This window comes from Pseudomonas sp. PAMC25584 (assembly GCF_058135675.1).
In genome coordinates, this window is record NZ_CM176870.1 from 6,085,584 (window position 1) to 6,111,293 (window position 25,710).

20 protein-coding genes are annotated in these 25,710 nt (G+C 63.8%); 9 read left to right on the forward strand and 11 right to left on the reverse strand.

Features of this window, described 5'->3' with window-relative positions:
• The first annotated feature begins 19 nt into the window (after positions 1-19).
• Genes spoT through ACS5Q8_RS28610 form a run of 3 tightly spaced genes read left to right on the forward strand, consistent with a single transcriptional unit; the run spans position 20 to position 3,330 of the window.
• Complete coding sequence (gene spoT / locus ACS5Q8_RS28600; RefSeq protein WP_276195452.1) at positions 20-2,125, forward strand: bifunctional GTP diphosphokinase/guanosine-3',5'-bis pyrophosphate 3'-pyrophosphohydrolase; 2,106 nt, start codon at positions 20-22, stop codon at positions 2,123-2,125.
• Between the two features lie 24 nt (positions 2,126-2,149).
• Positions 2,150-2,530: a RidA family protein gene (locus ACS5Q8_RS28605; protein WP_003176922.1), complete on the forward strand. Its 381-nt coding sequence runs from the start codon at positions 2,150-2,152 to the stop codon at positions 2,528-2,530.
• Positions 2,531-2,586: 56 nt separating this feature from the next.
• Positions 2,587-3,330 (forward strand): hypothetical protein, encoded by a 744-nt coding sequence (locus ACS5Q8_RS28610; protein ID WP_276195453.1) that lies wholly within the window; start codon positions 2,587-2,589, stop codon positions 3,328-3,330.
• A gap of 155 nt (positions 3,331-3,485) precedes the next feature.
• Here the strand turns inward: ACS5Q8_RS28610 and ACS5Q8_RS28615 are convergent, their stop codons facing one another.
• The gene (locus ACS5Q8_RS28615; protein WP_276195454.1) at positions 3,486-4,337 is read right to left on the reverse strand and encodes an SDR family oxidoreductase; all 852 of its coding nucleotides are present in this window, start codon (positions 4,335-4,337) and stop codon (positions 3,486-3,488) included.
• Between the two features lie 189 nt (positions 4,338-4,526).
• Here ACS5Q8_RS28615 and exbB point away from each other — a divergent pair, with 189 nt between their 5' ends.
• From exbB to ACS5Q8_RS28645, 6 genes are all read left to right on the forward strand, one after another.
• Entirely contained in the window at positions 4,527-5,537 is a 1,011-nt protein-coding gene (gene exbB, locus ACS5Q8_RS28620) for a tonB-system energizer ExbB (protein ID WP_276195455.1), read from the forward strand.
• Positions 5,538-5,543: 6 nt separating this feature from the next.
• Entirely contained in the window at positions 5,544-5,969 is a 426-nt protein-coding gene (exbD, locus tag ACS5Q8_RS28625) for a TonB system transport protein ExbD (protein ID WP_247408689.1), read from the forward strand.
• Positions 5,966-6,715, forward strand: coding sequence for an energy transducer TonB family protein (locus tag ACS5Q8_RS28630; protein ID WP_443695097.1), 750 nt, complete (start codon positions 5,966-5,968; stop codon positions 6,713-6,715). Before exbD ends, ACS5Q8_RS28630 begins: the two co-directional genes overlap by 4 nt.
• 168 nt (positions 6,716-6,883) lie before the next feature.
• Positions 6,884-7,804, forward strand: a complete 921-nt coding sequence (locus ACS5Q8_RS28635; RefSeq protein WP_247406180.1) for a hydrogen peroxide-inducible genes activator — start codon at positions 6,884-6,886, stop codon at positions 7,802-7,804.
• 8 nt (positions 7,805-7,812) lie between these two features.
• Positions 7,813-9,888, forward strand: a complete 2,076-nt coding sequence (recG, locus tag ACS5Q8_RS28640) for an ATP-dependent DNA helicase RecG (RefSeq protein ID WP_276195457.1) — start codon at positions 7,813-7,815, stop codon at positions 9,886-9,888.
• 77 nt (positions 9,889-9,965) lie between these two features.
• Entirely contained in the window at positions 9,966-11,366 is a 1,401-nt protein-coding gene (locus ACS5Q8_RS28645; protein ID WP_276195458.1) for an aminoacyl-tRNA deacylase and HDOD domain-containing protein, read from the forward strand.
• 108 nt (positions 11,367-11,474) lie between these two features.
• Here ACS5Q8_RS28645 and ACS5Q8_RS28650 read toward each other — a convergent pair whose 3' ends face one another.
• The 10 genes from ACS5Q8_RS28650 to ACS5Q8_RS28695 all read right to left on the reverse strand — a co-directional run bounded on the left by ACS5Q8_RS28650 (position 11,475) and on the right by ACS5Q8_RS28695 (position 25,709).
• Positions 11,475-11,849 (reverse strand): helicase, encoded by a 375-nt coding sequence (locus tag ACS5Q8_RS28650; RefSeq protein ID WP_094774023.1) that lies wholly within the window; start codon positions 11,847-11,849, stop codon positions 11,475-11,477.
• A 124-nt stretch (positions 11,850-11,973) separates the two neighbouring features.
• Positions 11,974-12,903, reverse strand: coding sequence for a type VI secretion system-associated lipoprotein TagQ (gene tagQ, locus ACS5Q8_RS28655; protein WP_276195459.1), 930 nt, complete (start codon positions 12,901-12,903; stop codon positions 11,974-11,976).
• Between the two features lie 84 nt (positions 12,904-12,987).
• Positions 12,988-14,700, reverse strand: a complete 1,713-nt coding sequence (locus ACS5Q8_RS28660) for a formylglycine-generating enzyme family protein (protein WP_276195460.1) — start codon at positions 14,698-14,700, stop codon at positions 12,988-12,990.
• On the reverse strand, positions 14,693-15,877 hold the full coding sequence (locus tag ACS5Q8_RS28665) for an FtsX-like permease family protein (protein WP_276195461.1): 1,185 nt from the start codon (positions 15,875-15,877) through the stop codon (positions 14,693-14,695). Before ACS5Q8_RS28665 ends, ACS5Q8_RS28660 begins: the two co-directional genes overlap by 8 nt.
• The gene (locus ACS5Q8_RS28670; RefSeq protein ID WP_276195462.1) at positions 15,877-16,581 is read right to left on the reverse strand and encodes an ABC transporter ATP-binding protein; all 705 of its coding nucleotides are present in this window, start codon (positions 16,579-16,581) and stop codon (positions 15,877-15,879) included. The genes ACS5Q8_RS28665 and ACS5Q8_RS28670 overlap by 1 nt, the downstream gene beginning before the upstream one ends.
• Complete coding sequence (locus ACS5Q8_RS28675; RefSeq protein ID WP_465159682.1) at positions 16,581-19,556, reverse strand: serine/threonine-protein kinase; 2,976 nt, start codon at positions 19,554-19,556, stop codon at positions 16,581-16,583. The genes ACS5Q8_RS28670 and ACS5Q8_RS28675 overlap by 1 nt, the downstream gene beginning before the upstream one ends.
• Positions 19,553-20,272, reverse strand: coding sequence for a PP2C family protein-serine/threonine phosphatase (locus ACS5Q8_RS28680; protein WP_276195464.1), 720 nt, complete (start codon positions 20,270-20,272; stop codon positions 19,553-19,555). The genes ACS5Q8_RS28675 and ACS5Q8_RS28680 overlap by 4 nt, the downstream gene beginning before the upstream one ends.
• A complete protein-coding gene (tagF, locus tag ACS5Q8_RS28685) occupies positions 20,273-20,926 on the reverse strand; it encodes a type VI secretion system-associated protein TagF (protein ID WP_276195465.1) in 654 nt (217 codons plus the stop codon).
• A complete protein-coding gene (gene tssM / locus ACS5Q8_RS28690) occupies positions 20,923-24,423 on the reverse strand; it encodes a type VI secretion system membrane subunit TssM (RefSeq protein WP_276195466.1) in 3,501 nt (1,166 codons plus the stop codon). The genes tagF and tssM overlap by 4 nt, the downstream gene beginning before the upstream one ends.
• Positions 24,420-25,709 carry a DotU family type VI secretion system protein gene (locus tag ACS5Q8_RS28695; RefSeq protein ID WP_276195467.1) on the reverse strand — a complete coding sequence of 430 codons (1,290 nt, stop codon included), beginning with the start codon at positions 25,707-25,709 and terminating at the stop codon, positions 24,420-24,422. The genes tssM and ACS5Q8_RS28695 overlap by 4 nt, the downstream gene beginning before the upstream one ends.
• Position 25,710: the final 1 nt, after the last annotated feature.

Genomic DNA, 25,710 nt, shown 5'->3' on the forward strand with positions numbered 1-25,710 from the left:
CGCAGCAGGAGTTCATCCTTTGCCGAGCATAGACGCCCTCGCCGATCGCTTATCGACCTACCTCGGCCCAGACCAGGTCAACCTGGTCCGCCGAGCGTATTTCTACGCCGAACAAGCCCACGACGGCCAACGTCGCCGCAGCGGCGAGGCGTATGTCACCCATCCTCTTGCGGTGGCCAATATTCTGGCCGGCATGCACATGGACCATCAGAGCCTGATGGCCGCGATGCTGCATGACGTGATCGAAGACACCGGCATCGCCAAGGAAGCGCTCTGCGCGCAATTTGGCGACACCGTGGCCGAACTGGTCGATGGGGTCAGCAAACTGACCCAGATGAACTTCGAGACCAAGGCCGAAGCCCAGGCGGAAAACTTCCAGAAGATGGCGATGGCCATGGCCCGGGATATCCGGGTGATTCTGGTCAAGCTCGCCGACCGGCTGCACAACATGCGCACGCTGGAAGTGCTGTCCGGCGAAAAACGCCGGCGCATCGCCAAGGAAACCCTGGAAATCTACGCGCCCATCGCCAACCGGCTGGGCATGCACGCCATTCGTATCGAATTCGAAGACCTTGGCTTCAAGGCCATGTACCCGATGCGTTCGGCGCGCATCTACCAGGCGGTCAAGCGCGCGCGGGGCAACCGCAAGGAAATCGTCAACAAGATCGAAGAGTCCCTGAGCCATTGCCTGGCGATCGACGAGATCGAGGGCGAGGTCAGCGGGCGGCAGAAGCACATCTACGGCATCTACAAGAAGATGCGCGGCAAGCGCCGGGCCTTCAACGAGATCATGGACGTGTACGCGTTCCGGATCATCGTCGACAAGGTCGACACCTGCTACCGCGTACTGGGCGCTGTACATAATTTGTACAAACCCCTGCCGGGGCGCTTCAAGGACTACATTGCCATTCCCAAGGCCAACGGCTACCAGTCGCTGCATACCACGCTGTTCGGTATGCATGGGGTGCCGATCGAGATCCAGATCCGCACTCGGGAAATGGAAGAGATGGCCAATAACGGCATCGCCGCCCATTGGCTGTACAAATCCAGCGGCGACGAGCAGTCCAAAGGCACCCACGCCCGCGCCCGCCAGTGGGTCAAAGGCGTGCTGGAAATGCAGCAACGTGCGGGCAACTCCCTGGAATTCATCGAAAGCGTGAAGATCGACCTGTTCCCGGACGAGGTCTACGTGTTCACGCCCAAGGGCCGGATCATGGAGCTGCCAAAAGGCTCCACGGCGGTCGACTTTGCCTACGCCGTACACACCGATGTCGGCAACAGTTGCATCGCCTGCCGCATCAACCGGCGCCTGGCCCCGCTGTCGGAACCGCTGCAAAGCGGCTCCACCGTGGAGATCGTCAGCGCACCGGGCGCACGCCCGAACCCGGCGTGGCTCAACTTTGTGGTCACCGGCAAGGCGCGCACTCACATCCGTCACGCCTTGAAACTGCAGCGCCGTTCCGAGTCCATCAGCCTGGGCGAACGCTTGCTGAACAAGGTGCTCAACGGTTTCGACAGCGCCCTGGAGAAGATCCCCGGCGAACGCCTGCAAGCGATGCTCAACGAGTACCGCCAGGAAACCATCGAAGACCTGCTCGAAGACATCGGCCTGGGCAACCGCATGGCCTATGTGGTCGCCCGTCGCCTGCTCGGCGAAGGCGAGCAATTGCCAAGCCCGGAAGGTCCGCTGGCGATTCGCGGCACCGAGGGCCTGGTGCTCAGCTACGCCAAGTGCTGCACACCGATCCCGGGCGACCCGATTGTCGGTCACCTGTCGGCGGGCAAAGGCATGGTGGTTCACCTGGACAACTGCCGCAATATCAGCGAAATCCGCCACAACCCGGAAAAATGCATCCAGCTCTCGTGGGCCAAGGATGTCACCGGTGAATTCAACGTCGAGCTGCGGGTGGAGCTGGAGCACCAACGCGGCCTGATCGCCCTGCTGGCCAGCAGCGTCAACGCGGCCGACGGCAATATCGAAAAAATCAGCATGGACGAGCGCGATGGTCGCATCAGCGTGGTCCAACTGGTGGTCAGCGTACACGACCGCGTACACCTGGCCCGCGTGATCAAGAAACTGCGCGCATTGACCGGCGTGATCCGCATCACCCGCATGCGTGCATAGCCCACCTCTTACAAGGAGTCATTCATGACCAAGACTGTTATCACCAGCGACAAAGCCCCAGCCGCCATCGGCACCTACTCCCAGGCGATCAAGGCGGGCAACACCGTCTACATGTCCGGCCAGATCCCGCTGGACCCAAAGACCATGGAACTGGTTGAAGGCTTCGAAGCACAAACCGTACAGGTCTTCGAAAACCTCAAGTCGGTCGCCGAAGCTGCCGGTGGTTCGTTCAAGGACATCGTCAAGCTGAACATCTTCCTCACTGACCTTAGCCACTTCGCCAAGGTCAACGAGATCATGGGCAAGTACTTCGAACAGCCTTACCCAGCCCGCGCCGCCATCGGCGTTGCTGCCCTGCCAAAGGGCGCACAGGTTGAGATGGACGCGATTCTGGTCATCGAGTAAAACACCCGGCGTAGCCTCCACAGGCTGCGCCGACTTCGTTTTAAAAGGATTTCATGATGCGCAAAGCGCTAGTAGCCTCTTCGTTGCTCGCCCTGTTGCTCGGCGGCTGTGCCAGCAACCCCGCCGACCTGGATGTGAGCGGCACCTGGATCAACCAGGTTGCCATCGACGCGGCAGCCAAGGGCGGCCCTTTGCGTGAAGCACTGCAGAGCTTTGGTCCGAACCTCGAATGGGACGTCAACACCAAGGCTATGCAGGCCCGCTACTACAACGGTTTTGAAGTAGCGGAAGGCAAGTTGCTCAGTGAGAAGCCTGGCGCCTGGAGCGTCGACTTCTACGGCAGCGCCGCCACTGAACTCAAGCGCAAAGGCAGGCAACTGCTGCAAGTGGCCAACGACAACGAGCCCGAACAGCTGTTCGCCCGCGCCAAGGAACCCGCACCGGAAGGCGCGCCACTGGGCGCCAACTTCGAGCGCGCGCTGTACGCAGCTTATATGGGCGGCGACTGGAAAATAGCCAGCGGCAATGGCGAAGGCGCCATCGTGCAGTTCCAAGCCGACGGCCAAGTCGCCGGCCTGCCGGGCGCCGATCGATATTCGTTGTGCCTGGCGGGTGATTGCGCCTCCATGAGCGGCGGCTACGACAGCATGTGGCTGCAACAGCACGGCGTGGGCAATCCGTGGATCTTTGTACGCAAGGGCAAGCAACTGGAAATCTTCCAGGCGATCAACACCGCGCATGCTGATGAAGTGCCACAGTTCACGCCAGGCCCTCGCCAATGGATGCTTGAAAAACAATAACCGCCATCACACAGATATGAATGTGGGAGGGGCGGTGCGACGATTCGACTTGCCCCCGATGGCGGCGGTGACAGTCACAGATGCATTGACTGAACCCCTGCTATCGGGGCAAGTCGAATCGTCGCACCGCCCCTCCCACATTTTCTGATCGCGTTTCAGCCCTTCAAGATAGCCGCATACCCTTCACGATAACTCGGATACGTCGGCACCCAGCCCAACGCCTTCGCCCGGGCGTTGCTGCATTGCTTGCTACCGGCACGACGCACACTGGCGTCCTCGGACCACTGCGTCACACCCAGGTAATCGCGCAACCAGGCCACCACCTCGGCCAGCGGCGCCGGTGCGTCATCCACACCGATATAGATCTGATCCAACGAACCGCCCTGCTCCACATGCCGCAACAAAAACGCCAGCAGGCCCGCCGCATCATCGGCGTGAATCCGGTTGCCATATAAGGGCGGATCGATCGCCACGCGATAACCCTGGCGCACCTGAGTCAGCAGCCACTCACGGCCCGGCCCATAGATCCCCGTCAACCGCACGATGCTCGCCGGAATGCCGCTGTTCAGCGCCACTTGCTCGGCCTCCAGCATCACCTGCCCGGAATAGCCTTTTGCCAGGGTCTCAGACGTTTCGTCGACCCATTCGCCCTGCTGCTGCCCATACACACTGCTGCTGGACACAAATAGCAGATGCTTGGGCTCCTGGCCGTAATCCGTCAACCACTCCAACACGTGCTGCAACCCTTGCACATACGCGGCGCGATAACCGGCTTCGTCGTGATCCGTCGCCGCCGCGCAATACACCAGGTAATCCACCCCGCCGATCGGCCAGGTGTCAGGGCAGTCCTTATTGAATAGGTCACCGGCAATGCCGATCACGCCGTCGGGCAGGCGCGAAATATCGCGCCGCAGGCCATGAACCTCCCATTCCGAGGCGAGTAATTGGCTGGCCAGCCGACTCCCCACATCGCCACAACCGGCAATCACAACAGAAGGCGCAGACATCACAAAACTCCGTACTGAAAGGTCTAGATTAGCCGTCACAAGAGACCAGCGGCCAGAAAAAGGGCAAATAAAATTACTGCATTGCTTCTGTTAACAAGAATTACTTGCAATAATAACCACCCATTTGTCCTCGACCTCACAGGGTCTGGAAGGACGATCACTCATTTTTTTCTCTCAGGTCCGGCCAGCATGACACGTCATACAAACCCCGCTTCGCCAACCAGGCTTCACAGTCCGTCTCGCGCCTGGCGCGCGATTGCTGCGTTGCTGTTCAGCGTACTGCTGGCACCGACCGCCGCATTCGCTGATGCCACCGCACCGGCTGCTGCTCCCGCCGAACAAGCACCCCCCGCGAACGTCGCGCAAACACCGGTGCCAAGAAACGCTGACGGCACTGTCGACATCTCCAAGCTGCCGCCAGAACTCAAGACCGCTGTTGAGGGCCTCAATGCGCTGGCCGAAGAGGCGCAAGCCGAACAGAACAACACCCTCGGCATGGCCCACGACCTGTCGCCGTGGGGCATGTACCAAAACGCTGACGTGGTGGTGAAAGCCGTGATGATCGGCCTGGCCATCGCCTCGATCATCACCTGGACCATATGGATCGCCAAAGGCTTCGAGTTGTTGGGCGCCAAGCGCCGCCTGCGCGGCGAAATCGTCCACCTGAAAAAGGCCACCACCCTCAAGGAAGCGAGCGAGAGCGCGACCAAGAAGGGCACCCTGGCCAATACGCTGGTACACGACGCGCTGGAAGAAATGCGCCTGTCGGCCAACACCCGCGAAAAAGAAGGCATCAAGGAGCGCGTGGCGTTCCGTCTGGAGCGCCTGGTGGCGGCCTGCGGTCGTAACATGAGCAGCGGCACCGGCGTGCTGGCGACCATCGGCTCCACCGCGCCGTTCGTCGGCCTGTTCGGCACCGTGTGGGGCATCATGAACAGCTTCATCGGCATCGCCAAAACCCAGACCACCAACCTCGCCGTTGTCGCTCCCGGCATCGCCGAAGCCCTGCTGGCGACCGCCCTGGGCCTGGTTGCCGCGATTCCTGCGGTAGTGATCTACAACGTCTTCGCCCGTTCGATTGCCGGCTACAAGGCCCAGGTATCGGACGCGTCGGCAGAAGTCTTGCTGCTGGTCAGCCGCGACCTCGATCACCTGCCTACCGAGCGCAGCTCGCAACCGCACATGGTGAAAGTGGGGTAATCGGCCATGGGCCTGCATTTGAATCAAGGCGACGACGAACTCGTCGAGAACCACGAAATCAACGTCACGCCATTTATCGACGTGATGCTGGTGCTGCTGATCATCTTCATGGTGGCGGCACCGTTAGCCACCGTGGATATCAAGGTCGACCTGCCCGCGTCCAGCGCCAAGCCTGCGCCGCGCCCGGAGAAACCGATTTTCCTCAGCGTCAAGGCGGACCAGCGCCTGTTCCTGGGCGAAGAAGAAGTCAAAACCGAAACCCTGGGGCCGGTGCTCGACGCCAAGACCCACGGCAAGAAAGACACGACGATCTTCTTCCAGGCCGATAAGGGCGTGGACTACGGCGACCTGATGAGCGTGATGGATGCCCTGCGGGCAGCCGGCTACCTCAAGGTCGGCCTGGTCGGACTTGAGACGGCAGCCAAGAAATGATCACGACGCGCCACAAACTGACGCGTTATGGCACCAGCCTGGCCGTCGTGCTGGGCGTGCATGCCATCGCGATCGCCATCGCGCTCCACTGGTCAGCGCCGCGCACGGTCCAACTGCCACCGGCGGCCATGGTCATTGACCTGGCGCCGATGCCCGCACCGCCGCCACCGGCACCGCCCAAGGTCGTCACGCCGCCGCAGCCGCCGGCCCCGGTGGAAGAGCTGCCGCTGCCGAAACTGGCCGAGGCGCCCAAGCCGACGATCCAGGTGCCCAAGCCGGTCAAACCCAAGCCCAAACCACAGCCGCCCAAGCCGGTGGAGAAGAAGCCCGAACCGCCCAAGGAGAAACCTTCCGAAGCGCCACCGAGCGACACGCCGCCGACCAACACGCCGGCGGAAAAATCGGCCCAGCCCGCGCCGGGCCCGTCGCCGCAACAGGTCGCCGCCAAAGCCTCCTGGGAAGGCGCCCTGCTGGCGCACCTGCAGAAGTACAAAAAGTACCCGCAAAGCGCTCTGAACAGTGGCAAGGAAGGCATGAATCGCTTGCGCTTCGTGGTCGATGCACAAGGCAATGTGCTGTCCTACGAGTTGGTGGGCCGCTCCGGCAACGCCAACCTGGACCGCGCCACCCTGGACATGATCCGCAGCGCCCAGCCATTGCCCAAGCCACCGGCCGACATGGTAAAAAGCGGCAGCATTGAGATCGTCGCGCCGTTCGTTTACAACATCGAGAAGCGTCGCCGCTAAAGGCACGCGCAGGGCTGTGTGAGAGGGGGCTTGCTCCCTCCCACATTGGGTCTTATCGTTTCAGCAAAATCTCGCACATTCCCCGCTCAATCCCAGTCAAAGTTCTGATAACGTGCGTCTATCGATTGCAGCCGGTATGCTTGGCTCGCAACCTCATGGACGCCCGCTATGACTCTTACAGAATTACGCTACATCGTGACCCTCGCCCAAGAACAACACTTCGGCCACGCGGCCGAGCGTTGCCACGTCAGCCAGCCGACGCTGTCGGTGGGTGTGAAAAAACTTGAAGACGAACTCGGTGTGCTGATTTTCGAGCGCAGCAAAAGCGCCGTGCGCCTGACGCCGGTCGGTGAAGGCATCGTAGCCCAGGCCCAAAAGGTTCTGGAGCAGGCCCAAAGCATTCGTGAACTGGCCCAGGCCGGCAAAAACCAGCTGACCGCGCCACTGAAAGTCGGCGCCATCTACACCGTCGGCCCGTACCTGTTCCCGCACCTGATTCCGCAACTGCACCGCGTCGCGCCGCAGATGCCGCTGTATATCGAAGAGAACTTCACCCACGTGCTGCGCGACAAACTGCGCAACGGCGAGCTGGACGCAATCATCATTGCGCTGCCGTTCAACGAGGCCGACGTGCTGACCCTGCCGCTCTACGACGAGCCGTTCTACGTACTGATGCCGGCCTCGCACCCGTGGACGCAGAAAGACACCATCGACGCCGGCCTGCTCAACGACAAGAGCCTGCTGCTGCTCGGTGAAGGCCACTGCTTCCGCGACCAGGTGCTGGAAGCCTGCCCGACCCTGACCAAGGGCCACGACGGCGCCAAACACACCACCGTGGAATCCAGCTCCCTGGAAACCATTCGCCACATGGTCGCCTCCGGCCTGGGCATCTCGATCCTGCCGCTGTCGGCGGTGGACAGCCATCACTACGCCCCAGGCGTGATCGCAGTACGCCCACTCACGCCACCGGTGCCGTTCCGTACCGTGGCGATCGCCTGGCGCGCCAGCTTCCCACGACCCAAAGCCATTGAGATCCTTGCCGACTCGATCCGCCTGTGTTCGGTGGCCAAGCCGCCTGCTGCGAGCTAAGCCGCTGTATGACTGAGCTGTCGCAGGTGTCGGTGACGGCGCTCAAGGGTGTCGGCGAAGCCATGGCCGAGAAGTTGGCCAAGGTCGGCCTCGAGAACCTTCAGGATGTGCTGTTCCACCTGCCCCTGCGCTACCAGGACCGCACACGCGTGGTGCCCATCGGCCATTTACGTCCGGGGCAAGACGCGGTAATCGAAGGCACCGTCAGCGGCGCCGACGTGGTGATGGGCAAGCGCCGCAGTTTAGTCGTGCGCTTGCAGGACGGCACCGGCGGCCTGAGCCTGCGCTTCTATCATTTCAGCAACGCGCAGAAGGAAGGCCTCAAGCGCGGCACCCGCGTGCGTTGCTACGGCGAAGCACGCCCCGGCGCCTCCGGCCTGGAAATCTACCACCCGGAATACCGCGCCATTACCGGCGACGAGCCGCCGCCGGTCGACACCACCCTGACGCCGATCTACCCGCTGACCGAAGGCCTCACCCAACAGCGCCTGCGCCAACTGTGCCAGCAGACCCTGAGCATGCTCGGCCCGACAAGCCTGCCCGACTGGCTGCCCGTGGAGCTGGCCCGCGACTATCAACTGGCGCCGCTGGACGATGCGATCCGCTACCTGCATCACCCGCCGGCCGACGCCGATGTCGACGAACTGGCCCTCGGTCATCACTGGGCCCAGCATCGCCTGGCCTTCGAAGAACTGCTGACCCACCAACTGTCCCAGCAACGCCTGCGCGAGAGCATGCGCTCCTTGCGCGCACCGGCGATGCCCAAGGCCACGCGCCTGCCCGCACAGTACCTGGCGAACCTCGGCTTTGCGCCGACCGGTGCCCAGCAACGCGTGGGCAATGAAATCGCCTACGATCTCAGCCAGCCGGAACCGATGCTGCGCCTGATCCAGGGCGACGTCGGCGCGGGTAAGACCGTGGTCGCCGCCCTCGCCGCCTTGCAGGCGCTGGAAGCCGGTTACCAGGTGGCGCTGATGGCACCTACCGAGATTCTCGCCGAGCAGCACTTCATCACCTTCAAGCGCTGGCTCGAACCGCTGGGCCTGGAAGTCGCGTGGTTAGCGGGCAAACTCAAAGGCAAGCACCGCGCAACGGCGCTGGAACAGATCGCCGCCGGCGCCCCGATGGTGGTGGGCACCCACGCGCTGTTCCAGGACGAAGTGCAGTTCAAGAACCTCGCGCTGGTGATCATCGACGAACAGCACCGCTTCGGCGTGCAACAGCGCCTGGCCCTGCGCCAGAAAGGCGTGGGCGGACGCATGAGCCCGCACCAATTGATCATGACCGCCACACCGATCCCGCGCACCCTGGCCATGAGCGCCTACGCCGACCTCGACACCTCGATCCTCGACGAACTGCCGCCCGGCCGCACCCCGGTCAATACCGTGCTGGTCACCGACACGCGGCGCGTGGAAGTGATCGAGCGGGTACGCGGCGCCTGTGCCGAAGGCCGCCAGGCGTATTGGGTATGCACACTGATTGAAGAGTCCGAAGAGCTGACCTGCCAGGCCGCCGAGACCACTTACGCAGACCTCACCAGCGCCTTGGGCGAACTCAAGGTCGGGCTGATCCACGGGCGCATGAAGCCAGCGGAAAAAGCTGCGGTGATGGCTGATTTCAAGGCCGGCAACCTGCAATTGCTGGTGGCCACCACGGTGATCGAGGTCGGGGTGGACGTGCCCAACGCCAGCCTGATGATCATCGAAAACCCCGAGCGCCTGGGCCTGGCACAACTGCACCAGTTGCGCGGCCGCGTCGGCCGGGGCAGCGCGGCCAGCCACTGTGTGCTGCTGTATCACCCGCCGCTGTCACAGGTCGGTCGTCAACGCCTAAGTATCATGCGTGAAACAAATGACGGCTTTGTCATCGCCGAAAAAGACCTCGAACTGCGCGGCCCCGGCGAAATGCTCGGCACCCGCCAAACCGGCCTGTTGCAATTCAAGGTCGCCGACCTGATGCGCGACGCCGACCTGCTGCCGGCGGTGCGCGATGCGGCCCAAGCCTTGCTCGAACGCTGGCCGCATCACGTCAGCCCGCTACTGGACCGATGGCTGCGGCATGGGCAGCAATACGGCCAAGTGTGACGCCTGTTTCACTTATCCGACCAACATATGTATCAAGCTGGTTATACTCCAAAGACTGTACGAAATTGGATCAGGCCATGTCAGAAGTTGCCCACGCCACCGCCCCGCTGACCGCACCGCCGGTTATTCGAGCGCTGCTCGCGAAGCTCGCCATCAGCTACACGGAAGTCGCCGAACATCCGGGCCTGAACCCTGCGCGAAAGGTCCAAGCGGTGCTGCTGGAGGATGCGGTGGGCGCCCTCATGGTGCTGTTCCCTCAGAGCCAGTTGCTCGACCTCAACCGACTCACCGAACTCACCGGTCGTCGCCTGACGTCGGTGTCACCGGAGCGTATCGAACGCATGCTGGGCAAGCATGACCTGAGCCTGCTGCCCGGCCTGCCGGCGCTGACCAGTTCACCTTGCCTGTATGAAGGCAGCCTGCTGAATGAGCCGAGCCTGCTGGTTCACTCGGGCGAAGCCGGTTTGCTGCTGGAGATTGCCAGCGCCGACTTCAAAACCATGCTGACCAAGGCCAGCGCCGCGCAATTCGGCGAGCCGCTGAGCAACATCCGCCCCAACCTCGACCGGCCCAATGATGACCGCGAGGAAATCACCCAGGCCATGCAGGCGTTCACCGCCCGGCGCATCCAACAGCGCCTGGAAGCGACCATCGAGATTCCGCCGCTGGCCGACACCGCGCAGAAGATCATCAAACTGCGCGTCGACCCCAACGCCACCATCGAAGACATCACCAGCGTGGTCGAAACCGACCCGTCGCTGGCCGCCCAAGTGGTCAGTTGGGCCGCCTCGCCCTATTACGCCTCGCCGGGCAAAATCCGCTCGGTGGAAGACGCGATCGTGCGTGTGCTGGGCTTCGATCTGGTGATCAACCTGGCGCTGGGCCTGGCCCTGGGCAAAACCCTGAGTCTGCCCAAGGACCATCCGCACCACGCCACGCCGTACTGGCACCAGTCGATCTACACCGCCGCCGTCATCGAAGGCCTGACCCGCGCGATGCCGCGCGCGCAACGCCCGGAAGCCGGCCTGACCTACCTGGCCGGCCTGCTGCACAACTTTGGTTATCTGCTGCTGGCCCACGTATTCCCGCCGCACTTCTCGCTGATCTGCCGACACCTGGAGGTCAACCCGCACCTGTGCCACAGCTTTGTGGAGCAACACTTGTTGGGGATCAGCCGCGAGCAGATCGGCGCCTGGTTGATGCGCTACTGGGACATGCCGGACGAACTGTCCACCGCCCTGCGCTTCCAGCACGATCCGTTCTACGACGGCCAATACGCCGAGTACCCGAATCTGGTGTGCTTGGCCGTGCGCCTGCTGCGCAGCCGAGGCATCGGGTCCGGGCCGGATGAAACCATCCCTGACGAGTTGCTTGAACGTTTGGGCTTGAGCCGTGACAAGGCTGAAGAAGTCGTGGCCAAGGTGCTGGATGCCGAGGTGCTGTTGCGCGAATTGGCCTCGCAGTTCAGCCAGGGCTGAATCGGTAGCTTGTTAGATCCCTATCGGGGGCAAGCCCCCTCCCACATTTTGATCTGCGAACACGGTCAAGTGTGGGAGGGGGCTTGCCCCCGATGAATCCACCTCGGTCTACTTCTTTTTCTTCGGCTTCAAATACTTGGTCAACCCCTGGAACCAGATCACCAGCGCCGGGTTGCCCTTGATCTGAATCGACTTGTCCTGAATCCCCGTCATGAACGCCAGTTGCTTGTTCTTCGCCTGCATCGTGGCGAAGCCGTAGGCGGCATCTTTAAAGGCAATGGCGAAGGCCGGCGCGGGGTGAACACCCGAACGGCTGGTGATGCGCTGGTCTTTGACGATGAAATGACGGGCAACCTTGCCGTCGAGGGTCTGCAACTGGAACGCCAGGTCTTTGTCACCCAACTGCTGCTGGAACGCAGGGTTGGTGCGACTGGCTTTGCCCATCATCAGGCCCAGTACCCAGAGGAGAAAACGAAATTTCATGCACACGGCCTCGGTGTAATTATTGAGTGGCCGCAGCAGTGTAGCAATTTGCCAAAAGAACGCCACCGATCTCGCGCTTTAGCGGGAGATCGGTTGGCGTTTAACGCTTATAGCAACAACTTGCTTATACGTTCGGGCAAGGTACCGGTGCCCAGTCGGCCAGGTTTGGATCGCGGCAAGTGCCTTCGATCTGCGCTTTACCGGCGCTGGCGACCTGCTTGCTTTCAGCTTGCTTGGTCTGGGCAGTCTGGAAGGTTTTTTCGGTGGCGACCGCTTCTTTCGGCACCACAGGCAGCGGCGGACGCTTGGTCACGACTTTGCTGGTCGATTTGCCTTTCTTGGCCGGTACGACCGCCGGAGTGGCATCCGCTGTCGCCACGGTGACCACGTCGTTGCGCTGCACGCCAACCTGTTGCAGGTCTTTCTCGTAAGCCTGGGTGTAGTTGTTCAGGTCTTCGCTGGCTTTGCCATTGACCGCGACGATCAAGTCATTGGATTCCTTCAGGCCGGAAACGATTTCCGCCAGGCGCTTGCGGCCTTCGGTATCGTTGACGGTCTTGGCTTTACGGTCGGCCACCAGTTTGGTGAACGCGCTCTGGTAGCACTGCTGCGACGCCTTGGCGTAGGCGGTGCTGCGATCGATGTCGGAGGCGCTTTTGTTCACGTCAGCCGCGTAGGATGCAATACGCTGGTTGTCGTCGGCGACCTGCTTCTGACGCTCGGTGTAGTAACCCGCCGCGCCGCCGACCAGGGCGCCGCCCGCAGCACCGATCGCTGCGTTACGGCCACGCTTCTCGGAGTCGCCGGTCAGGGCGCCGAGCAATGCACCGCCGGCAGCGCCGATGGCCGCGCCGGTAACGACCGACTTGGTCATGTCCGAATCGGTCGTGCGCAGGTGCTGCACCGGCTCATAGCAGTTCGGGTAGTACTCGACCTTGGTGCTCGACGCGACCTTGGAGGCCGGCGACGTGGCGCAACCAGTCAACACGGTGCTGAAACCGGCCGCGATCAGCAGCAGGTGACGCTTGGAAACCGCCTTACGGGAAAAAAGCATAGGTGTGTTCTCTTTTAAGTTTGACTTGCCCAGCACGGCCCACCGCCGCCTGAGTCCCTTCCAAGCTCGCCCGCAAGCCAGCGATCAAGACCGCTGACCGCTGGCTGCGAGCAATTCCTTCAAAATCGTTGCCGGGTCGGCCCGCTGTTGCTTGCGGTAGTCGCCGACATGGCGAACGAACAGTGTCGCGCGCGTCACCAGGCTTTTGCCGAGCACTGGCTTGCGATCCAACTCTTCCTTGATCCGTTGAAACTGTGCCTGGATCACCGCATCGGTGTAGCGCGTGCCGGTGGCCAGGTTGTCGATATAGATCGCCACCGCACCGTCGAGCGCGCTGCGCCCGTTGGCGATGGCCGTGGCAAACAGTTGCGCACTGGCCTCGTCCTTAGCATCCACGGCCTGCTGGCGACTCTTTTGCAGGTTGATCAGGCGGATGTTGTAGTTGTTGATGGTCTCGGCCACCAACGCCGCCGACTGAATCAAGTTGCCCGCCGCTTCTTCGCGTTGCTGGGCGATCAGCGAGACGTTGCGCTTGAGCTCTTCGTTGACCAGCCCCAGCTCGGCTTGCAGCCGTGGGTCGACGCTCGCGGCGATGATGCTGTCCAGGCGCTTGGTCGGGTCCTGGGCGTCATCGATGGCATCGGTCAGCGAGGCCAAGCGGCCCTCTTTCTGCCACTGCGCGAACAGCTCCTTGTAGCGCGAACGCGGCGCCGAGAGCGCACCAATCGCCACGCGAAAACCGGTGGTCTCGTTGCTTTGCTCGGTGCCGTCGGCGGCGAACAACGGGTACTCACGGCGCATGCCAGTGAACAGCGTGCCCTCGCCTTCCAGGTAATTGCCGCCTTTGACCACAAAGCCGCCGTAGGCGCCCTGGCGACGTCCGGCATGTACCAGTTGGAAGGATTCCTGGACCATTTCCGCCGCGTTGCCGATCACATCGAACATACCGATCGGGTTGGGCAGTTTGGTGCCGATGGGCATCAGCCGTGCGGCCTGGCCGGTGCCGCCGGCGACCTGGTTGAACACCGCCCAATCCGCCAGCGGCCCATCGCTTTCACTGCCCTCGATACGCCGGGGGAACAGGCGCCCTTCCAAGTCCTGGCGACTCACGGCCTGCCCCCCGCGCGCGGCGAATTCCCATTCCACTTCGGTGGGCAAGCGCACAAAACCGAGGCCGCCGTCGTCGGCAGAAGCGCCGCGCCCGCTGACCGGCAGCAACTCGCGGTGATATTTCATCAGCCAGGCGCTGTACACCGCCGAGAAGCGTTCGGCTTCAAAGCGCGACAGCTTGACCTTGGGCAAACGCCCGGCCATGCCGCTGGGCGCATCGCACGCGGGCGCCGGTTCGCCACTGGCCAACGATTGCGCCTGGGACATCACCTGGGCGTATTGACGCGCGGTCACTTCGTACTTGCCGATGAAGTACAGCATCGGCTTGAGCGGGGTCTTGGCGTCGGTCTTCGGCATCAGGGGCGCGATGACTTTATTCCAGTCTTTGGGCAAGTCCTTGAGGCTGAACTGGCCGTTGATGAAGTCGCGGCGATAGCCGGAAATAAACGACTGTTGATAGCCCGCCTCGCCTTCGGCAAAGGGGTAGCCGAGGCTGATCTCGCGGTCGTCCAACGTGCCTTGCGCCAGCACGTAGGCGTAGCGGAACACCAGGTTGCCTTCGCACGGTAACGGCAGGCTGACGTCGCCCGGCAACGGTTTGGGGTTGTCGAGCTTATCGCTGGCTTCATCGGCCCAGGCCAGTGAGGCCAGGCTCAGCGCCAAGGCGGCGCCCAGTAACTTATACATCTCGGATTCCTTCAGAAGCCTGGATACGCGCCACGCGCCAGCCGCCACAGGCCGCCGCCACGGCGCTGACGCCGAGCACCGCAACCAGGGCCAGGCCGTAATGACGCACCAACAGGTGGCTGGCGTGTTCGCCCGGCACCTGCACGAATAATTGATTCAACCCTGCCTCGGCCAGGCCATACAGACCCGCACTGAACACGGCAGCCAAGCCAGCGCTGTAGAGCGCCTGCAGCACCACAAAGCGCAACAGCGCGCCGGTGGAAAAGCCCAACAGGCGCAACACCGACAACTCCCTGCGCTTGCGCGCCACGGCGGCCAACGCCCCGGCGAAGATCGCCGCGAACGCCCCGGCCAAGGCCAACCCGGCGATGATCCAAAACACGATTGAAAGGTTGCGGCTCAACGACTGCACCTGGGCGATGCTCGATGCCTGAGTCGACACCCACAGATTCTGTCCGGCGAAATACACCCGCAGCGGCTCCACATCGGTGAGGTTGCGCGCATACAGGCGAAACGCCGGATACACCCGCTGCTCGCCCACGCTGGCCGCGTCGCCGTCCCAGCCCAGCGCGGCTACGGCGCGGCCATCGCGGTAGTCTTCCACCGCTTCCAGCAGGCTCAATTGGGCAAACAGACCGTCGCGGGCGAAGGCCTCCAGCGGCAGTACCGCGAGCACCTGCAAGCGTGTACGCCGGGCTTCGACGCGCCCCGCAACTTGACGAGCAAAACTGGTTTCCAGCCAATCCCCCGGCCGCGCCGCGAGCTTCTCGGCGGCGGTGTGGCTCAGCACGATCTGCTCCAGCCCCTGGGGCATCGGCAAACCGTTGAGCAGCGGATCGCCCGGCGCAGTCGGCAGCATTTCCAGGGTCAATGTGCCCACCTGCGCGGTCGCCGCGATCTGCCGCGTGCGCGGGATGGCGAACGCCACGTCGCCGCGCTGGCCCAACTGCTCGACAAAAGCGCGGCTGAATCGACCACCGCCCAACGGAATAATTTCGCGGGTGGCGGGGTCGGTCTCCAGGCGCTCGGTCAAACTGCTGACCAGTCCGAATTTCAGGCCAAATAGCACCAGCAACGGCGCGATAACGGCGACCAGCGCCAGCACCGAGCAGGCCGACAGCCACGCATCGTTGCGGTAGTCCTGCCAAGCCAGGGAAGCCACCAGGCCGAGGCGCATCAGCACACCTCCCCGAGGGTGGCGGTGACGCCGCCGTCGCTGTCGCGACGGCAAGCGATGCGGCGCACCTGCAAGCCGCTGGCGCGGGCCAGGGGTTCGTCATGGGTGGCAATCACGCAAGCGGCGCGGTGTTCGCGCGCGCGGGCCAACAGCGCCTGCATCACCCGTTCGGCGTTAAGCGGGTCGAGGGACGCGGTCGGCTCATCGGCCAAGACCAATTGCGGCGCATGGGCCAGGGCGCGGGCGCAGCTCACGCGCTGGCGTTGGCCGACCGACAGCGCCGCCGGCTTCTTGGCCAACTGATCGCTGATCTCCAATTGCTCAGCCAGGCGCGCCACGCTGCCATCGTCCTTCAACCCCAGCAATTGCCGGGACAAGGCGATATTGCTGCGCACATCGAGAAAGCCCAGCAACCCGCCGGTTTGCAGCACATAACCGAGGTGCCGGCTGCGCAGGTCGGCCAAGGCGGTCTGCCGATTGGCGCGCCACAAGTCGCCGATGTCGGTCTGATTGAATTCAAACCTGTCCACCTGATCCGGCGCGAGCACCAACGCCAGCAGGTCGAGCAAGGTGCTTTTGCCACACCCGCTCGGCCCGACAATCGCCACTTGCTCACCCGCACGCAGGTGCAGCGCCGGAATCACCAGGCTATAGCGCTGGCTACCGACGCCCCGGCTCTTGTGGACCGCGTTCAGGTTCAGCATTACGGCAGCGTCGACAAGGGCACGCGGTACAACGCATCGCCCGGCTCGGCATCGCCGAAACGGACCCAGTTGGCCACGTCATTGTGGAAGGTTTCATAGAGACGGATCTTCGAATCCAGCTCGTCGATAAAGTCTTCCTGCTCGGCCACGCTCAACGACAGCCATAGATCCTGGGTCATGTTCAGCGACTTGCTGCGGTACGGCAGGCCTTCCAGGTATTCGCCGAGAATGCCGCCATCCGCCAGATTGCCGCCCTTGCGCAGGGCCTGCGGGTCGCGGCTCATATAGGCCGAGGCGCTGGCGATTTCCTGGAAGAAGTCTTTGGGCGAGGTCTGGGTTTTGCGGGCGGCGTCGACGATCAGTTTCAGCGACTGCTGCAGGTCGTTGAGCTGCAATTTGGTCAACATCACGCACACCTGGAACGCCGGCAGCGCCGGGTTGGTCAGGTCGCGGTCGGCGGTCCAGGCGCTGACCAACTGCGGCGCCTGGCTTGCAGTTTTGCGCCCAAGGAAGTCCATGTGCATGGCGTAGCCGACGGCGGCGGATTTATCCGCCAGGCTCGGCGCGGCACTCAACAACGGTACCGGCTGCGGCGTGTCATTGCGCACCTGATGCACAAGGTTGGCGAACACCGTGCCGATCTCATCGACGCGCTCGCCCAACTTGCGCACATCGCCACCCGGCACCTTCGTGTACAGGTCGCCGATCTGCGGGTTGGCGTCGGCGGTGAGGATGCGGTACTGGCTTTCGGCGCCGCCATGGGTTTTCTTGCCGGCATCGGTGCGCAGGTGCAGGGCGTAGATCTTGATCTGCTTGCCCAGCGCCGCCTGGCGCACTTCGGCTTCGTTCATCTGGGTGGCGGCGAACGGGTCGTTCTTGCGCAGCGCGCCGGCGTCGGTGACCAGCAGGATGATACGACCGCCATAGCCGGACCAGTCCATGCCTTCCACTGCCTGCATCACTCCGGCAAACGCGTCCTCGTTGAAGGAATGACTGGACACGGTGGACGCCTTGACGTCACGCGCCAGGTCGAGAAAGCGCTGCGGGTCGCGGCCCTGGTCGAGGGTGATCAGGGTCTTGGCCACGTATTCCAGGCCCGGGGTTTTCTTGATGCTGTTGCGAAAACCCACCAGGCCGAAACTGACGCTGTCCAGCTCGCCACGCTCGGCGATGCGGGTTTGCAGTTCGTGGACCACATCGCGGATCTGGTCGATATACGGCTGCATCGACACGGTGGTGTCGACCACCAACACCACGGCGGTGCGGAAGGCATCAGCGCTGGCGTTGATTACCGGGGTCGCGGGCTTGGCGACTGCGCTATTGCCGGGGTCGATGGACGCGACGTTGAGCAACTGCACCGGCTGGCCGTTTTCGTCGAAGCTCTCTTTGGAATCGAAGATCGGCAACAGGTAGAACTGGTTCTGCGGCACGGCGCTGGCGGCCGGTTCCAGGGCCAGGACCTGGCCGTTGTCGTCGCGGTTGTTCTGCGCCTTGGCCAGCACGCCTTTGGCGGCGGCGGGATCGGCCAGCAGCTTTTCCACTTCGCCGGATTGACGCAGGAACATCACCGGCGCCCGGCCGGAGCGTTCGGTGAACTTGAGCACCAGGCTTTGCTTCCAGTCGCTGACCTGGGCGGCCGGCAACCAACCGCCGCTGCGCCCATCGGTGGCGGCGCCGACGCGCACCCACGGGCTGCCGTCGACGTCCTTGCGCTGATACACGTAGAGCACCGAAAACGCCGGCAGGGCTTTGCCCGGTGCGCTGCCGGCAGCGCTGGAGAGTTTCGCGCCGGGCTTGCTGAGCACGCGCTGGAACAGGGTTTTCTTGCCCACCATCAGCAAGGGTCGTTGACCACCGTCCACGTCGGCGACCACTACAGGCGGCGCGACCTTGGGCACTACAGCAGCCGGCGGCTTGGCAGGCGTATCGCTACCGCTCAACCACCAGTAACTGGCGCCACCAATGGCCAACGCAACCGCCACCGCCACGGCGGCCAACGCCAACACCGGCCCACGGCGCTGCTCGGACACCGTGTGGTGTGGGGTTGGCGGCACCACCGGCTGACGCACGGGTTGTGGCTGGGGTTTATCGGTGGGAATGTCGATGGTGACGGGCGTCATGCCCGCCAGGTCAAAACTCAGCGGAATCGGCAACGGCCGCACCAGCGTGGCGTCCGGCGACTCTGTCGGCAGTTGATCCAGCGCCAGCAGCAACGCCGCCGCATCCGGAAAACGCTCCGCCGGGTCCTTGGCCAACAGCTTGCGCAGCACCTCTTGATAACGCCCGTGATGCAGCGGCAGCTCCGGCAGCGGCTCGGTCAGGTGGGCCAGCGCCGTGGAGAGCGCATCGGTGCCGTTATAAGGCAGCTTGCCGACGAGGATCTCGTAAAGCACCACGCCTAGCGCATACAGGTCCGCACGGCCATCGATTTCCTGGCCACGCGCCTGTTCCGGGCTCATGTAGCTCGGCGTGCCCACGGCGAAACCGGCCTGGGTGAACTGGGTGCGGTCGTCCAGGGATTTGGCGATGCCGAAGTCCGACAGCACGGCGGTGCCATCGGCGCGGAACAGAATGTTCGCCGGCTTGACGTCACGGTGGACCAGCCCTCGGGCATGGGCGTAACCCAGGGCCGAAGCGATCTGGCGGATCAGCGTGAGGCCTTGCTCCGGCGTGAGGCCCGCAGCGATGCGCTCCTTGAGCGTGCCGTTGGGCAGGTATTCCATGGCCATGTAATACAGCTCACCGACATTGCCGATGTCATGGATGGTCACCGTGTGCGGGTGCGACAGCCGCGCCAGGGTCTTGCCCTCGCGCAGGAAGCGTTCGCAGAAACTCGGGTCCGCCGCCAGCGCTGCAGCCATCACCTTTAACGCGACCTTGCGCTCCAGCGAGCGCTGGGTCGCCAGGTACACGCTGGCCATGGCGCCTTCGCCGATCTCGCCTTCGATGTCGTAGCCCGGGATCACGATGTTCATGCCGATACCTTCACGACGATGGCGGTGATGTTGTCCGGTGCGCCTCGGTTAAGCCCCAGGTGGACCAGGCTGCGCACGATTTCATCCGGTGCGTCATGGTTGAGCACTTCACGGATCTCATGATCTTCGACGGTCTTGTTCAGGCCATCGCTGCACAGCAGGTAGCTGTCGCCGGGGGCGATCAGCAGGTCGACCACCGCCAGTTCCAGTTGGGCTTCCACGCCGATGGCGCGGGTGACGATGTTGGCGCGCGGATGCACGCGGGCATCGGCCTCGCTGAGCAGGCCGCTGTCTTGCAGGTCCTGCACGTAGCTGTGGTCGCGGGAGACGCCGTCGAGCACGCCGTCGCGCAGGCGATACAGGCGACTGTCGCCGGCCCACAGGCACACGCCGCGCAAGCCGCGTGCGGCGAACACCACCACGGTGCTGCCCATCATGGTCACGCCACGGTTGGCGGTTTCTTCACGCACGGCCGCGTTGACGCGGATCAGGTCATTGCGCAAGGCCGCCGAGTATTCCTCGAGGGAACGTCCCAGCGGCACACTGCGCAGGCTGTCGACGATCAGGCTGCTGACGTAATCCCCGGCGGCATGCCCACCCATGCCGTCGGCTACCACCCACAGGCGACTCTCGGGCAGGTCCAGGCACGCGTCTTCATTGACCTGGCGAACCATGCCCACATGGCTTTTGCTCGCGGATTTGTACGTCGACCCCATCTACATCACACCTTCTTGTCCGAGCAAAAACTGCGCAAAATCGCGGGTGGCAGGCAAGCCCTGACACCGCAATAAACCCGGGGAAATCGTCTGCGAACCACGGCCCCACCACAGGCTGGCGCCGTCGCAGGCCTGTTCGGCGAGCGCGGTCATGCGTGCATGGGGCACGGTGGCGGCGACCCGCTGTAGCCCGGCGAAACGGCTGTCCACCGCGCGCAGTTCAGTCGCCGGCAAGCCCAGACTGTCGACGCCGTCGTTGAAACGGTCGAAGGTGGCGCCGGCGTCCAGGGTACTGAGCAACAGCTCTTCGGCCTCTTCAAACCAGCGGTCCGGGCCACCTACCAGGGACGCCGGGTTGGTGTCGTGATCGAGCAAGGCGACCACGGCCAGCGGGAAATACCGCCCGACCCGGTCGATGCTCGGCATCACCACACCCGCCGCCGCGTTCGGCCCGCACACGCCGGGCGCGAGAACAAAGCGCCACAGCGGGCTGACCAGGTACACGTTGAGCCAGTCGGCACCCAGGCTGTGTTGGCTGGCGAGCAAACCCGCCGCCAGCCAGCTGTCCCACGGGCCGATAAAACTCTGCGGCAAGGCGCGGCTGACAAAATCCCCGCGACTGGCCAACTTGCCGTAGAAGCCCAGCGTCGTCATAACCGCTCCGGCAGGCTGAAGCCACTGAGCACGCGGCTTTTGAACGGATTGAAGGCGCTGTTGGCGCGCAATTCGTAGGCGATGCTCGCACCGTCGACCCGCAGGCGCAGGCTGAAGCGATCCGGCGCATTGCCGGGCGTGAGGTCCGATTGTTCGAGCAGGCGGAACCAGGCCCACGGGCCGTCCAGGGTCACGCCGGAACGGCCGCTGGCCGACGGCGGCATGATCGAAATACGCACCACGCCAATGCTGCCGGGGTTCGGCCACTGCATCGCCACCGGGCGGCTCGGGCCGTGGTCGTAGCTCAATTGCTGGCCGTCCAGGTCAAGCAGGAACTGGGTGATGCTGGCGTCCATCGCCACCGGCTTGAGCTCAAAACGCACGATCGGCTGAGTGCCGCCTGCGCGAAAGAACGCGTCACGGATCGTCGCGGCACGCTGGAAGGTTTGCAGCACGCCCGGCGCAATCCCGAGTTTCTGAGCGGCGCCCGGCTGCCAGCGCCAGGTCTGTGCGGACGTATCCACGTAGGGCTGCAGGTATTTGCGGAAGTAGTTATCCATCACCCCGCCCACGCCGAAGAACTGGCCGAAATCATCCAGCGTGGCGTCACGGGCGCTGCCCGGCGACATCGGATAACGCCCGGCCAGGGACTGGCGATACACGTTCACCACTTCGCTGACCCAGGCCGCGTTCAGTTGGTTACGCACGCCGCCCATCATGCTGTTGGTGGTCGAGTTGACCACCGACTTGACCATGCCCTGCACCAACGGCGGCTGGCGCTCGGCGTTCAGGCTGACCCGCGTGGCTGCAGCCGCCGCCTGGTTCTTCGCCTCGCCGAGCAAGGCATCGCCGCTGGCGCCGACCATGGCGCTGACTTGCACGTACAGCGCGTTCATGTCGGCCAGCAGGCCGTCGATGGCCGCCGGCTCGCCTTCGTTCTTGCTGACGATGCTGTTGAGCTCGGCAAAGTGCGCGGTCACCGGGTCGTCCGCCGCAACCGGCGCATTTGCGCTGGGCTGCTCCTGGCCGAGCAGGTTGCCCAGGCGCTCCTTGAGCTTGTCCACCCCGCCTTCAACCGGCACGCCCTTGGCCGCTAACTGACGCTCTTGCGCCTGCAAGTCGGTTTCGTTGGCCACCGCAACCAGCAGCTTTTTCAGCGGCGAGGTCGGCCCGGAAATCACCCGCAGCACGTCCGCTGCCTGGGCCACGCTGGTGATCGGCACAAAGTCGATGTCGGCCAGCAACGCATCCCACTGACGCTGATAGTCCTGGAAGTACAGGCGACGCACGTCGGCAGCCAGGCTGACCACGTTCTGCTGGTCGGCCTGTTCCTGGCCAAGCACCCATTGCTCTTCGGCCAGGGTGCCGGTCTGGTTCAGACTGCTCAGCAGGAACGCCTGGCGATAGCCTTTGGCGGTGAAGAAACCACTCAACGGCTCGCCCAACGGCTTGCCGCTCTTGCGGCTGAACACCAGCGCAGCGTCGCGGCCGGCGGCTTCGTTGAGGCGGAAGTCAGCAATGCCTTCGGGCAGTTTCTGGCGTTTGACCCGGTCATACACGCGCTGGGCCACCGGCAGTTGTCGCAACTGCCGACGCAGGTCGTCGATCAAGCGCGGGTCGAGGCGTGCGCTAGGCGGGTGGCGTTCAAACAACGCCTGCATGTGTTCGGCCAGCGCTTGGCGCTGATCGGCAGGCAAATCGCGCGGCAGGTTGCGATCCCAGTCGAGGGCGATCCAGGCTTTGATGAAGTCCGGGTCGTAATGCTCGGTGTCGGCGAGCATCAGGTAAGCCTTGAGCCCTTCGTAGAGGAAGTCGGAATTACCGCCGCCGTGCAGTTGCTCCTCGATGCGCGTCACCAGGCGTGGCGCTAAGACGGCAATCAACAGCTTGCGATAAACGCTGGCGGATTCGGCTTCGAGCATATCGCCTTGATACAGGCCCAGGCCCTCGGACCAACTTGGCGAATCACCGGCGAGGTGTTTCACCGCGTTGAGCAACGGCAGCACGGCGAGCACTTCGCGCTGTGCCGGGCTGAGGTTCTGTACGGCCTGGCCCAGGGGGGCGACCTTCTGGTCGACCTGGGCGATATACGCCTGGTTGGCGCGATAACTGACCCACCACAGGCTGCTGACCACGATCACCAGCGCCACGGTGGCCGCGAGCACGCCGCGCGCGATCCATTTGCGCCGCCGTTCGACCTGCGGGTTGACGCCCACCAGCCCGCGCTCGGCAAAGGCTACCGCGCTGAACAGTTTCTCGATGAAGTAACTGCGCCCGCTGCCGCTCTGACGCGCGAGGTGCTGGCGGTCCAGGTTCATGCTCTGGGCCATGGCGCCGATCAAGCGATCGATCGGGCTGCCTTCCTGGGTGCCGCTGGTGAAGTACACACCGCGCAGCAATACGCGCTCTTCAAAGGCGTTGGGTTTGAACACGCCTTCGAGGAAACCTTGCAGGCAATCCTTCAACGCGCCGAACTGCTGCGGGAAGCCGTAGATCAGGTCGCGCCGTGCCGGGTCGCGCTCCTGTTGCAGGCGTTCGACCAGGCGTTCGTTGAGGCGCTGTTCGAGGCCGGCAAATTCGCTTTGCAGGTGGGCCAGCGGGCTGTCGCCGTGCTTGCCGTCGTCCAGGGCAAAGGTCATGCCCCACACCTGGGCGCGCTCTTCTTTGCTCAGGTTGTCGAAGAACTCCATGAAGCCCGGCACCAGGTCGAGCTTGGTCAGCATCAGGTAGATCGGGAAGCGCACGCCCAGTTGGGTGTACAGCTCCTGGATACGCAGGCGAATCGCTGCCGCGTGGGCAGCGCGTTCGGCATCGCTGCCCAGCAGCAGATCCGACAGGCTGATGGCGATAAAGGCACCATCGATCGGGCGGCGCGAACGCTGCTTTTTCAATAGGTCGAGGAAGCCCAACCAAGCGGCTTTGTCCACCGTGGAGTTGCTGTCCTGGGTGGTGTAGCGGCCGGCGGTGTCGAGCAATACGGCCTGGTCGGTAAACCACCAGTCGCAGTTGCGCGTGCCTCCGACGCCGCGCACCGCACCGGCACCCAATTGGGCCGCCAGCGGGAAATGCAGCCCGGAATTGACCAGCGCGGTGGTCTTGCCCGAACCCGGCGGGCCGATGATCACGTACCACGGCAGTTCGTAGAGGTTGCGCCGCTCATCACCGCCGAGCTTGGCTTTTTTCAGCAGGGCCAGGGCTTCGTCCATGCGCTGGCGCAGGGTGGTGAGTTCTTCGGCGGTGGCGACGCTGTTGGGGTCGGCCGGCGTTTGCGCGGCCAGGCTGCGCATCACTTCGGCGGCCTGGTGGCGGGCCTGGAGGATGCGGAACACGCGGTAGGCGAGCCACACCGCAAACACCAGAATGATCAGCGCCCAGCGCCGCCCTTCGGGCATCAGTACGTCGAGCAACGGCCCGACAAACCAGATGATCAGGCTCAGGGCGATCAGGCCCAGCAACGGGATTACCCAGCGAATCATGAAACTGAAAAACGCCTTCACTCGACGCCCTCCGCGAGTACGGTGATTTCAACCCGACGATTGCGGGCACGGCCTTCGGCGGTGGCGTTGGTGGCCACCGGCTCGGTGTCGCTTCGGCCCTCGGCACTGAAGCGATCGCCCTGGCCGGTCTTGGCCGCAAGGATCTCCAGCACCGACTTGGCCCGCGCTTCGGACAAGGCCCAGTTGGACGGGAAGCGCAGCGTGGCAATCGGGCGGTTGTCGCTGTGCCCGGTGACGCGCACCTGGCCCTTGACCTTGCGGATCGCGTCGGCAATGCGCAGCATCAACGGCTGGTAGTCATCGACGATGCTGGAGCTGGCCGAGGCAAAAAGCTCATCACCGCGGATAGTCACGACGGAACGGTCGACCTTGTCTTCCACCGCAACGCGACCGGCCTTGATGTCTTCCACCAGAAAACCGGCCAGACGCGGGCGCTCGATCACTTTCGGCTGCGCCACGGGGCGGTCGATGGCCTGCACCGGGATCTCGCCCAGGGCATGGATATTCTTGAACACCGGCTCGGCGTCCGAAGCCAGCTTCATGCGCAGGCCGAACAGCAACGCCAGCAGCAGCGCCAGGCCGATGGCCACGGCGATCCACGGCGGCATGAACTGCGCCAGGCGATCGCGTACCACGCTCACGCCGCGCCAATGCGGCGACAGTTCGCGCTCATGCTCGCCACGTGCGCTGCGAATTGCCGCCGCGGTGCGTTCACGCAGGGCTTCCAGTTGGCTGCGCCCATCGTTCATCACGCGGTAGCGGCCTTCGAAACCCAGGCACAGGCACAGGTACAACAGCTCCAGCAGGTACAAGCGCTCACGCGGGCTTTGCAGGCAATGGTCGAGTAGCTGAAAGACCTTTTCGCCGCCCCAGGCTTCGTTGTGGACCGTGATCAGCAGGCTCTGCTTACCCCAATCGCTGGTGCTGCCCCACGGCGTGCTCAACACGGCCTCATCCAGGGCGGTACACAGCGCGTAACGCGCCAGCAGCACTTCGTTGCGGGCCACGCCAGCAGCTTCGGCGCGCTCTTCGAACTGGCGCAGGTAGGCCAGCAACTGCGCACGCAAACTGGCCGGCGCCGGATGCGCGATGGTGTTGCGCAGGCGTGTCAGCAACGCCAGCAACGGGCCGGCGGCGCTTTCCAGCGGGTTCAGGCCTTGGCTTTGGCCGGTAAGGATCGGCGCGGCCGGCATCGACAGCGGCGCCGGTTCGGCACGCGCAGGAGCAGGCTCCCGGCCACCCGGGCGCGGCATGAACTGGGTGCGGTCATCATCATTGGGGTGCATC